9 protein-coding genes are annotated in these 11791 nt (G+C 55.2%); 2 read left to right on the top strand and 7 right to left on the bottom strand.

Translation table 11 applies throughout. The features are described 5' to 3' along the window. Positions 1-334 precede the first annotated feature (334 nt). Positions 335-3652, top strand: a complete 3318-nt coding sequence (locus tag ACFQPC_RS10160; RefSeq protein ID WP_382271735.1) for an autotransporter family protein — start codon at positions 335-337, stop codon at positions 3650-3652. Between the two features lie 107 nt (positions 3653-3759). Here ACFQPC_RS10160 and ACFQPC_RS10155 read toward each other — a convergent pair whose 3' ends face one another. Further along, positions 3760-4905 (bottom strand): branched-chain amino acid ABC transporter substrate-binding protein, encoded by a 1146-nt coding sequence (locus ACFQPC_RS10155; protein WP_382271734.1) that lies wholly within the window; start codon positions 4903-4905, stop codon positions 3760-3762. A 143-nt stretch (positions 4906-5048) separates the two neighbouring features. On the opposite strand from ACFQPC_RS10155, the gene ACFQPC_RS10150 reads away from it, so the two are divergent. Beyond that, positions 5049-5558 (top strand): Lrp/AsnC family transcriptional regulator, encoded by a 510-nt coding sequence (locus ACFQPC_RS10150; RefSeq protein ID WP_012078530.1) that lies wholly within the window; start codon positions 5049-5051, stop codon positions 5556-5558. 71 nt (positions 5559-5629) lie between these two features. Here ACFQPC_RS10150 and ACFQPC_RS10145 read toward each other — a convergent pair whose 3' ends face one another. The 6 genes from ACFQPC_RS10145 to folD form a co-directional block, all read right to left on the bottom strand. Continuing rightward, positions 5630-6946, bottom strand: a complete 1317-nt coding sequence (locus ACFQPC_RS10145) for a D-amino acid dehydrogenase (protein ID WP_382271733.1) — start codon at positions 6944-6946, stop codon at positions 5630-5632. 136 nt (positions 6947-7082) lie between these two features. Continuing rightward, the gene (locus ACFQPC_RS10140; RefSeq protein ID WP_382271732.1) at positions 7083-7472 is read right to left on the bottom strand and encodes a hypothetical protein; all 390 of its coding nucleotides are present in this window, start codon (positions 7470-7472) and stop codon (positions 7083-7085) included. After that, entirely contained in the window at positions 7469-7894 is a 426-nt protein-coding gene (locus ACFQPC_RS10135) for a DNA polymerase III subunit chi (RefSeq protein ID WP_382271731.1), read from the bottom strand. The genes ACFQPC_RS10140 and ACFQPC_RS10135 overlap by 4 nt, the downstream gene beginning before the upstream one ends. A gap of 58 nt (positions 7895-7952) precedes the next feature. After that, the gene (locus tag ACFQPC_RS10130) at positions 7953-8567 is read right to left on the bottom strand and encodes a glutaredoxin family protein (protein WP_382271730.1); all 615 of its coding nucleotides are present in this window, start codon (positions 8565-8567) and stop codon (positions 7953-7955) included. Positions 8568-8620: 53 nt separating this feature from the next. Continuing rightward, positions 8621-10696: a M3 family metallopeptidase gene (locus ACFQPC_RS10125; protein WP_382271729.1), complete on the bottom strand. Its 2076-nt coding sequence runs from the start codon at positions 10694-10696 to the stop codon at positions 8621-8623. Further along, positions 10696-11547: a bifunctional methylenetetrahydrofolate dehydrogenase/methenyltetrahydrofolate cyclohydrolase FolD gene (gene folD / locus ACFQPC_RS10120; RefSeq protein ID WP_382271728.1), complete on the bottom strand. Its 852-nt coding sequence runs from the start codon at positions 11545-11547 to the stop codon at positions 10696-10698. Before folD ends, ACFQPC_RS10125 begins: the two co-directional genes overlap by 1 nt. Between the last annotated feature and the right edge of the window lie 244 nt (positions 11548-11791).

The raw sequence follows: 11791 nt of genomic DNA, 5'->3' as shown, positions 1-11791 counted from the left end.
TTCAGCAACTTTGCAAACATTTGCTAACAACAGTAATTAAAAGACGATTGTTCTAAGACGGATGAACGTCCAATACGCCCGTATTCAATTACCTAAAAATGGCCCGCAGTGATTCGTGTTTTCTGTCTTCTTGAATAAAGCGGACAAAGCGCGAAAGCTTCTGGCCCGCTTGGGCGATTGATTATGGAGTAAAAGAATGACGAATAACATTGCTCGCGTTTGCCCAATCAAGTTACACCCTCGCCGGGCAGTGGCTGTGCCAGCCGGATTGTTGACGATGGTGTCTTTCCTTGCTTTTGGCACGCTATGTCTCCCCGTCGGAGCTCAAAACTATATGGGGAACGATACAAGCAGCGGGCCGTTTGTCGGAGGCACACAGAATTTCTACGACAAGAGTGTGTTCGATGCCTCTGTTGCCAACGCTGCCAGCGGCAACTCATATCAGAACTTCCACGATGAGAGCGTGCTGAACGCTTCAACGGCGAATGCCCTCACTACCGGGTTTCGGGTATTCAACGACAAGAGCGTGCTGAATATCTCGGCCGCCGATGCACTTGGCAGTGCAGGGGCTGGCGCACAGTATCGGTTCTACGATTCGAGTGTATTAAACGCTTTGGTCGCCGATGGTCTCGGCGGCCAATTTCAGGAATTCAATAACTCGAGCGTGCTGAATGCCTTGGTCACCAGTGCCGTCAGCCGCGGATTACAATATTTCCGCGACGCGAGTGTGTTGAATGCCCTGGATGCGGGTGCCGTCAACGGCGGCATACAACGTTTCACCGGCGCTACCAGCGCGCTGAACGCCTCGGTAGCCAACGCTATCAAGGGCGGAGCGCAGGAATTCTACAGCACGAGCGCGCTGAATGCCTCGGCTGAGAATGCCGTCAGCGGTGGAGAGCAGACCTTTTACGACAAGAGCACCTTGAACGCCACCGCTGCCAATGCAATCAGCGGTGGAATGCAGCTTTTCCGCAGCATGAGCACGCTGAATGCCTCGGCTGAGAATGCCGTCAGCGGTGGAGAGCAGACCTTTTACGACAAGAGCACCTTGAACGCCACCGCTGCCAATGCAATCAGCGGTGGAGAGCAGTATTTCTTCGGCGCGAGCGTGCTGAACGCTACCGCTGCCAACGCTGTCAGTGGTGGAAGGCAGGATTTCTCCGACGATAGTGTGCTGAACGCTAGCGCTGCCAATGCTGTCAGCGGTGGAAATCAATATTTCGTCAACAATAGTGTGCTGAACGCCACCATCGCCAAAGCCATCAGCGGTGGAACGCAGGATTTCTCCGACGATAGTGTGCTGAATCTCTTGGCCGCTAACGCCATCAGCGGTGGAGTGCAACGTTTCATCACCAGAAGCGTGCTGAACGCCACAGTGGCCAACGCCATCGGCGGCGGATTTCAGGATTTCTATGGCGAGAGTGTGTTGAATGCTGCAGGCAGCAACGCCATCAGTGGTGGTAGTGGACAGCGTTTCGACGACAAGAGCACGCTGAATGCCTTGGTTGCCAACGCCATCAGCGGCGGATATCAGGCATTCCAAGGCGAGAGTGTGCTGAATGCATCGGCCGCTAACGCCATTAGCGGCGGAGTTCAGACTTTCTATGCACAGAGTGTGCTGAACGCTTCAGCCGGGAACGCCATCAGCGGCGGAGGCCAGAGTTTCACCAAGATGAGTGTGTTGAACGCCTTGGTCACCAATGCCGTCAGCAGCGGATTTCAGAGCTTCGACGACATGAGTGTGTTGAATGCCTCGGCCGCCGGTGCCGTCAACGGTGGAACGCTGAGTTTTACTCGGGCTGGCGTGCTGAATGTACTTGTCGACGATGCGCTTACCAAGAATACAAACACCTTCTTCGAGAAGATGCATGGTGGCCCGGGCGGTACGGTCAAGCTCAACGGGCACAGCACGGTGATCGGTGGCATCAATAGCATAAGTGCCGGTTCCGGCATCATCGAAAACGGCGGTGCCGCCGATGGTGTACTTACTGTCGATACTTCTGGGCTTGGCAACAGCAGTTTCTCGGGTTTGCTGAGGGATGGCGGTGCCGGCAAGTTTGCACTCGTCAAGACTGGTGCTGGCACACTACAGTTGTCGGGTATCAGCAGCTATACCGGTAGTACCGCTGTCACTGGCGGCACCTTGCAAGCTGGCTCGACTACCGCCTTCAACACAATTTCCGATTTCACAGTAGCGAGTGGCATGCTGGATGCCAACGGCTTCGATCAAACGGTCGCATCGCTGAGTAATGCCGGTACCACCGCGACCAATTTCAAGGGCGGCGCGGTCGGCACCACCTTGACTGTCACCGGCGACTACACCGGTAATGGCGGTACCGTGCTCTTGAACACGGAACTCAATGACGATACCAGCCGCACTGATCGCTTGCGCATACGCGGCAACACGGCTGGAGTATCGAAGCTGGCAATCAACAATGTGGGTGGACCAGGCGCTCAGACGGTAGAAGGTATCCGCGTGATCGAAGTGGATGGCAACTCTGCCGGTGAATTCGTTTTGAGCGGGGATTACATCATTGCCGGGCAGCAGGCAGTGGTCGGTGGTGCTTACGCTTATACCTTGCACAAGAACGGCGTGAGTACACCTCACGATGGTGCCTGGTATCTACGCTCTCGCTTGAAAAACCTGCCTCCGGAACAGCCTTTGTACCAGGCGGGCGTACCCGTGTATGAAGCTTACCCGCAGGCATTGCTGACACTTAACAGCGTGTCGACCATGCAGCAACGCATCGGTAATCGCTTGTGGCGTACGGGAGCGGAGCCGGATGCCGACATTTCCTCGCGCACCGACCCGAACACGGGGAGCTGGGCTCGTATTGAAGGCAGTGTGGAGCGCTTCGATCCGACGCGCTCCGACAGCATGAGCAGCTACGATGTGGATCGTTACAAGATGCAGGTCGGGCTTGATGGTTTACTGCATGAAACGAGCGCGGGGCGACTGTTCGGCGGTCTCAATCTGCATTACGGCAATGGCCGTACCAAGGTCTCGTCCATCTATGGCAATGGCCGTATCAATACGGATGGCTATGGTGTCGGCGGCACATTGACCTGGTATGGCGATAATGGCTTCTACATCGACAACCAGGCGCAACTTACTTTTTACGACAGCAAGCTGGCATCAACGACGGCCGGACGCACACTCGTCAATGGCAACAATGGAAAAGGCTATGCGCTGTCGAGCGAAGTAGGGCGGCGCTACACGGTTGCACCCGGCTGGAGCGTCACGCCGCAGGCACAGCTGATGTACTCCAAGGTGTCGTTTGACAGCTTTACCGATGTATTCGGTGCAGCGGTGGCGCTGGATAGGGGCAAGAGCTTGCGTGCACGACTGGGCTTGTCGCTGGATTATGAACATGCCTGGCGCGATGCCACGGGGCAGAAGAAACGCCTGCAAACATATGGCATCGTCAATCTCTACAATGAGTTCTTGAATGGGACACGGGTTGATGTGGCCGGTACAAGTTTCGCCAGTGCCAACGAGCGGCTCTGGGGCGGTGTTGGTGTGGGCGGCTCCTACAGTTGGGCTGATGGTAAATACAAGGTCTACGGCGAGGGTAGCGTCAATACCAGTTTGAACCGCTTTGGTGACAGCTACGCTCTTGCTGGAATCGTGGGCATCAAGATCGCGTTCTAAAGGCAGTGCTGCTCCTCGCTATTGAAGAGGCGGTTTAATTTCAGGCTATAGATAAAAAAATTGCCCGCGTTTGCAGGCGGGCGATTTTTGTGGAGAGGTGGAAGCGCTTACTTCACGACAGCCAGTTCCGTACGTTTGCCGCCACGGTAGGTGTACAGCGTCAGGGTACCGTCCTTGATATCGCCTTTGGCATCGAAAGCGATAGTGCCGGTCACGCCCGGGTAGCTGATTTTGGCCAGCTCAGGCAGGTACTTGGCCGGTTCCGAGGATTTGGCTTTTTGCATCGCATCGACTACTGCATAGGTTGCATCGTAGGCATAGGCTGCGGTGTAGACGACGTCGATGCCAAAGCGTTTTTTGTAGGCTGCGCGGAATTTATCCAGGCCTGCTTTACGTGCATCTTCCACGCCGCCAGCTTCTGCGCAGTAGACCTGATTTTCACCGAGGCCTGCGCCTGCCAGACCCGGCAGGGAGCCAGTACAAATACCATCACCACCCATGAATTTGGCATTGATGCCCAGTTGTTTCATTTGTTGCAGCATAGGGCCGCCGACTGCATCCATGCCGCCAAAGAAAATGACGTCCGGTTTCTTCGCCTTGATCGCAGTCAGGATGGCGTTGAAGTCGGTCGCCTTGTTGTTCGTGTACTGGCTGGCGACCACGCTGCCACCGGCGGCCTTGACGCCTTTGGCAAATTCTTCTGCCACACCCTGGCCGTAAGCAGTACGGTCATCGATCACGGCGACGTTTTTGGCAGCCAGGGTTTTGACTGCGTACTGGCCCAGAACACGACCCAGTTGCGCATCATTGGCAACTACGCGGAAGGCTGTTTTAAAGCCTTGTTGTGTGTACTTCGGATTGGTGGAAGAAGGCGAAATTTGTACGATACCGGCATTGGCATAGATGCGCGAAGCCGGGATGGTCGCACCCGAGTTCAGGTGGCCGATGACGACGGCGACATTGGAGTCAACCAGCTTGGTCGCCGCTGCGGTAGCTTGTTTGGGATCGGCTGCATCATCTTCCGGCATGTATTGCAGTTTGACTTTCTTGCCGTTGATGACGACGCCTTTGGTATTGAGTTCTTCGACGGCCAGGCGGGCGCCGTTTTCATTGTCCTTGCCCATGTGTGCATCGGTGCCGGTGACCGGACCGACGTGGCCGATTTTGACGATTTGTTCCTGTGCCAGTGCGCTGCCGGCGAGTGCCAGGAGGACTGCACCAGTTAAGGGAATCATTTTTGTCTTGAACTGCATATATTTTCTCCTGAGGATTGTAAAAATACAGAGTAGCTGCAACACTGGGCGGCACGCAGGCCTTGCAAGATAATGACCTTACAACATAAGAAAATGCGACGCAAAGCGTTTTTGTGCAATTTTCGAGGTTCACACGATTTTATATGAGCAAACTTCATACCCTGGATAAAGTTGACCGCAAGCTGCTGAACTTGCTGCAAAAGGACAACCAGACACCGACGCGGACGCTGGCCGACAAGGTGCATATCTCGCAGCCGACCTGTTTGCGGCGTATCCGTGATATGCGCGATGCCGGCATTATCAGTGCCGATGTGGCGATGATAGACCCGTTTGCACTGGGTTATGGCATGCTGGCTTTCCTCGAAGTGTCCTTGGGCAACCAATCCGACGAGCATATGCAGGAATTTGAAGTGCGTATGGGCAAGGAGGCTGAAGTGATGCAGTGTTACTTCGTGTCCGGCGATTACGATTATTTCCTGGTGGTACACGTAGTAGATATGGATGCCTATTACCAGTTCGTGCGGCGCGCGATTTCAGGTTCCGGCAACGTGCGGCATTTCCAGTCGCGTTTCCCTATGAAACGGGCGAAGTTTGATACCCGGATTGCCTTCGATGAAAAGTCGGCCGCGGTACAGGTAAGGATAGAGAAATAGCTGCAAAACTTTACGCACAATAAAAAACGCTGCATGTGATGAACATGCAGCGTTTTTTATACTTAATCGGATCAGGCCGGTTGGGAAACGCCTGTCGTCAGCTGACGCGAAGGGCGGTAAGGCATGCCGGTGAATTTGAAGTCCAGGTCTGGTTGCAGGCCGGAAACGATTTCCGCCAGTGCACGACCCGAACCGCAGCCCATGGTCCAGCCCAGTGTACCGTGGCCGGTATTCAGGTACAGATTGCTGTACTTGGTTTTACCGATGTAAGGCACATTCGATGGCGTCAACGGACGCAAACCGGTCCAGTACACCGGATTTTCATAGTCACATGCGTCCGGGAACAATTCCTTGGTACGGCGCGTGATGGCTTCGCAACGTGCGGTATTCAGATCACGGGTGTAGCCATTCAACTCGCAGGTGCCCGCTACACGCAGGCGGTCGCCGAGGCGCGAGACCACTAATTTGTAGCCGTCGTCCGTCAGGGATACTGTCGGGGCGGCGGCCGGATCGGTCACTTTGTAAGTGGCCGAATAACCTTTGCCCGGGTAGATCATCAAGTCTATGCCCAGCGGGCGCACCAGTTCCGCCGAGAAGCTACCCATCGCCATGACGTAAGCGTCGGCGTGCAAGACTTTGTGACGACCATCCGGGCCGATCACTTCGACGCCGGTGATCTTGGCATTGGCGCCGCTGCCTTCGGTCAGCAAACGTGTGACTGAAGTGTTGTACTGGAAGTTGACACCGGCTTCGGCGGCCTTGGCGGCGAGGCCGCTGGTGAATTTGTAGACGTCGCCGGATTCATCGGTTGCGGTGAAGTCGCCGCCGACGATCTTGTTGCGTATGCTGGCCAGTGCCGGTTCGATACGTACTACTTCATCTGCACTGATGGAGTCGCGTGGGCAACCGAGGTCGCGCATCAGCTTGGCGGCTGGCAGCGAATCATCGAATTCTTTTTGATCGGTATAGAAGTGCAGGATGCCGCTGGTCAGCTGGTCGTAGTTGATGCCGGTTTCAGCACGTACTGCTTGCAGGGTCTGGCGGCTGTATTCGCAGATCGCGACGATCTGGCGGATATTGTCATTGGTGCGGGCCGGTGTACATTCACGCAGGAAGTTGAGCGCCCATTTCCATTGCAGCCATTCCGGACGGAAGCGATACAACAGCGGTGCATCTTCCTTGCCCAGCCATTTCAAGACTTTCATGGGCGCGGCAGGATTGGCCCAAGGCTCGGCGTGCGAGACCGAGATCTGGCAACCGTTGGCAAAGCTGGTTTCCTGTGCGGCGCCGGGTTGGCGTTCGATAACGGTGACTTCGTGGCCCAGTTTGTTCAAAAACCACGCGGAAGAGGTACCGATAATGCCAGAACCCAAAACAATTACTTTCATCACAATCTCCAACCATTTAAGTGTTATCCAATGGCTAAATTGTAGAAAGTTATTTGTTTTTTAGGCGTTCATTATCGCGTCAATTATTTTGAGTAAAAAACAAAATAAATTTCATTTTGTTTTAAAAACAAAAAAATCAGAGATTATTTTGTTTATTTGAAAAATGGATTTTATCCACTTCTTGCGCCACGGCATCACTGATGGCGTCGGCCAGGGTTTGATGTAAATCCTGCTTGATGCCTTCAGCCGCCAGCTGCATGACTTGTGCCAGGCTGTCCTTGATGCGCTGTTCCAGCACCGGCTCTACGCGCTCGAGCAATTGTGTGAGTACACGCTCACTGATCTTTTGCTCCATGCGCGACCATTCTTCGTCGAGCCAGCTATCGATGGGCTTATGCGCGGCCGGATCGGTAGGATTGTCGTCTACAGGCGTTGACGCGGCTTCCGCATGCACCACGCGTGGCGGCGTCGGGATGACTTCGGTCAGGACCGGGATGCCGAAATCTTGCGAGGATGAGTTACTCATGTCGGTTCCGCCACAAAATGGGTGAGTGGGTAACCGCGTTGCTTGTAGAAACTGTAGCGGTCGCGTCCGGCCGATTTGTCGGCGTCTTCGGTCGAAATGACTTCAAACATGCGCTCGAAACGCGCGAAGTGGGTAGGTGAGGTATCCGACAGGTTGATGAGGATTTGCGTATGCGGCGATTCCATCGCGCTGTCTGCTGTCAGCAGTATCGGCGTTTGCGCCGCCAGCGCATCGTCCAGCATCACGTGCGGCAGGAAATCCTGTTCGGAAAAGGTCCATAGCTTTTCATCCAGCTGCGCCAGCTGTGCCCGGTCCTGCGCCAGGATCACGATCTGGAAATTCGCATTACGCGCCTTGCGCGCCAGTCGGCAGGTATAGCTGATTTTGTCGGGCACGTTGCTGTGGAAGTCGATACGGGTCATAAGAGCTGAATAGTTGGAAACGAATAATCGATAGAACCGTGTGGCGTCAGCCGGGTCTTTAGAAACGGAATCCCGGCGGCGCATTGCCGGCGGCCGGCAGGCTGTCGCCTGGTGTTTCATGTGCCGGTGCTGCCTCTGTCCTGGTCTCGGCTGCTTTCTTCGGTGCCGCCGCCTGCGGTGGCGGATTGCGATAGCTGGCCGGCAACTGGCTGGCTTCCGGATAGGCGGCACTGCTCAGCATGGTATTCCAGGCGTCGGCTTCGAAACCGGATTGTTTGTTGCGGCCTACCGTCAGGAAAGGCAATTGCTTGTCGCCGCCGACTTGTTGCAGGCGCGCGATGTCGTCATTGCTGTTGACGGTTTTTTCCGTGTAGGGGATACCGCGTGCATTCAATAGCGCACGTCCGCTGTCGCAGCCGCTGCATTTGCTGGTGGTGTAGAGCGTGACCGGATTGGCCTTGACGGTGCTGGCCAGCTCAAAGGGCAGGTTGGAAGTTGTGGAACTCGAAGATGAAATGGCTTTTTCTTCCACTTTCTTGACGGAAGCGGGTGGTGGCGTATCGCTATACGTCACCTTGCCGTCCTGGCCCACCCATTTATATAGTTGGGCATGCGCATTTGCCGCCAGCAGCGGTAGCAAAGACAACAGGAGCCAGGACCAGCGCTTATTCATTTCATCTTCTCCATCGTATAAGGTCGCCCTTACTTCCGCCCTTACTTCATTACTCAGGCGGCCATTCCGCTGTGGCGCAGCAGTGCATCGATAGTCGGTTCACGGCCGCGGAAGGCCTTGAACGAGTCGATGGCCGGACGCGAACCACCCATTGCGAGGATTTCGCGCAGGAAGCGGGCGCCGGTATCGCCGGACAAGACATTGCCGCTGCTTAGCCCCGCTTCTTCAAACGCACCGTAGGCATCAGCCGACAAGACTTCCGCCCATTTGTAGCTATAGTAACCGGCCGCGTAGCCACCGGCGAATATATGCGAGAACGAATGCTGGAAGCGATTGAAGGCAGGTGGCGTCATGACCGACACTTGCGCGCGTACTTCATTCAATACGTCCTGCACGGTTTTGTTGCCGTCCGGATTGTAGTCGTAATGCAGGTGCATATCGAACAGCGAGAATTCAACCTGGCGCAGGGTTTGCAGGCCGGACTGGAAGTTCTTCGCCGCGATCATCTTGTCATACAGTGCACGTGGCAGCGGCGCGCCGGTATCGGCGTGCGCGGTCATGTGCGACAGCACATCCCATTCCCAGCAAAAGTTTTCCATGAATTGCGATGGCAATTCGACCGCATCCCATTCGACGCCGGAGATGCCGGACACGCCCAACTCTTCAACGCGCGTCAACATATGGTGCAAGCCGTGGCCGAATTCATGGAACAGCGTGATGACTTCATCATGCGTGAACAGCGCAGGCTTGGCCTGGCCGTTGACGACCGCCGGTTCAGTGAAATTGCAGGTGAGGTAGGCGATCGGCGTCTGTATGCCATCCTTGCCTTCTGCAATACGACGACGGCCACGCGCATCGTCCATCCATGCACCGCCGCGTTTGCCCTGGCGTGCATACAGGTCGAGGTAGAACTGGCCAACCAGCGCGCCGTCTTTTTCGATACGGAAGAACTTGACGTCCGGATGCCAGACTGGTGCTTCATCCGGTTTGATCGAGACCGAGAACAGGCTTTCTATCGTGCGGAACAAACCGGCCACGACTTTAGGCTCAGGGAAGTATTGCTTCACTTCCTGTTCCGAGAAGGCATAGCGCTGTTCGCGCAGTTTTTCCGAAGCGTAGGTGACGTCCCAGGCTTCCAGCTTTTCTATGCCCAGTTCTTTTTGCGCAAAGCTGCGCAATTCTGCCAAATCCTTTTCTGCAAATGGACGGGCGCGCTTGGCCAGGTCTTGCAGGAAGCTGATGACCTGGTCCGGCGTTTGCGCCATTTTGGATACCAGTGAGACTTCAGCGAAGTTTTTATAGCCGAGCAGCTTGGCTTCTTCGTTGCGCAGTTTCAGGATGTCGACGATGTTTTGGGTATTGTCCCAGGCCGGTTGGCCGCCGAGCTCGGAAGCCTTGGTTGCATTGGCGCGATAAATCGTTGCACGCAACTCGCGGTTGTCGGCATATTGCAGCACCGGGAAGTAGGACGGGAAGTGCAGCGTGAATTTATAGCCCGGCTTCTCATCTTTCTCGGCAGCGGCACGCGCAGCCTGCTTCGCATCATCCGGCAGGCCGGACAATTCCGCTTCATCCTCTATATAGAGTGCGTACTCGTTGGTCGCATCGAGGATGTTTTCCGAAAACTTGGTGGTCAGTGCTGCGTGTTTCTCCTGGATCTCGGCAAAGCGCGGCTTGTCTTCTTCTGCCAGCTCGGCACCGCCGAGGCGGAAATCGCGCACGGCGTTTTCGATGATTTTCTTGCGCGCATCAGAGAAGGCGGAGTAATCAGGGCCCAGCTGCAAAGCTTTGTACTTGGTGAACAGCGTCAGGTTTTGCGCCAGCGCGGTCCAGAACTCGGTGATTTTCGGCTGGTTCTCGTTATAGGCGGCGCGCAGTTCCGGCGTATCGACGACGGAATTCAAATGACCGACTATGCCCCAGGCCCGGCTGAGTTTTTCCGTTACGTTTTCCAGTGGTTCGACAAAGTTCTCCCAGGTGACCTGGGCGCTTTGTGCTTCCAGCTCAATGACGACGGTGCGGCACTGGTCGAGCAGGCTGTCAATCGCCGAGCCTATGTGCTCGGGTTTGATGGCTTCGAATTGTGGGAGGTCGGAAAAATCCAGCAGCGGGTTCAGGGCAATATTCATCAGTTGGTTTCTCTCTCTGCTGCTTCTATGGTGTTAACCAAAAGCATGGTGATAGTCATGGGACCGACGCCGCCAGGCACCGGGGTAATGTAGCTGGCAACTTCTTTGGCATTGGCAAAGTCGACATCGCCGCACAGCTTGCCGTTGTCGTCGCGGTTGATGCCGACATCGATCACGATGGCACCGGGTTTGATCATCTCTGCGGTCAGGGTGTTGCGGCGGCCGGTTGCGGCTACGACGACATCGGCCTGGCGTGTGTGATAAGCAAGATCCGCGGTTCCACTATGGCAGATGGTGACGGTTGCGTTGGCTTGCAAGAGCAATAATGCCATTGGTTTGCCTACTGTATTACTGCGGCCGATGACGACTGCATGCTTGCCGGCCAGTTTGGTGCCGGTGCTTTCTATCAGTTTCATGCAGCCGTACGGGGTGCATGGACGGAAGCCGGGCAGGCCGGTCAGCAGTTCACCGGCGCTCAGCACCGAATAACCGTCGACGTCCTTGCGTGGCGAAATCGCTTCAATCACCTTATTTGAATCAATATGCTTGGGCAGCGGCATTTGCACCAGGATGCCGTGGATCTTCGGATCGGCGTTCAGCGCCGCGATACGCGCCAGCAGCGCAGCCTCGGTCATATCTGCGTCATATTTTTCCAGTAATGAATAGAGACCGTTATCTTCGCAAGCCTTGACCTTGTTGCGCACATACACCTGGGAAGCAGGGTCGGCACCGACCAGGATCACCGCCAGGCCGGGCTGTGTGCCTTTGGCGGTCAGCGCGGCGGCGCGGACGGCGACGTCCTTGCGGAGTTGTTGGGATAGCAAATTTCCATCAATGATTTGTGCGGTCATGAGTCGAATATGAGTAGGTAAGGGGTAAATGAGGGACTAAGTCCTAGATTATAAAGGCTTATAGGGGCATGTCCGAACGGGCTTATCCCGCAAGTTTACATGCTCTTAAAATGCCGCTAAAAGCCTGTAAAAATGCTGCTATGCCGCATAATTTCGCATTGTGAGAAATGATATCGCCATTTGAAAATAACAAAAACTGCTGTTAAACTCAGCGCAAACTACACGACTATACGTGTTATCAGTT

The sequence above is a fragment of the Herminiimonas glaciei genome, from assembly GCF_042664955.1.
GTDB classification, from domain to species: domain Bacteria; phylum Pseudomonadota; class Gammaproteobacteria; order Burkholderiales; family Burkholderiaceae_D; genus Oxalicibacterium; species Oxalicibacterium glaciei.
The sequence above is the reverse complement of the archived record's forward strand: the minus strand, read 5'-3'. Positions and strand labels throughout refer to the sequence as shown.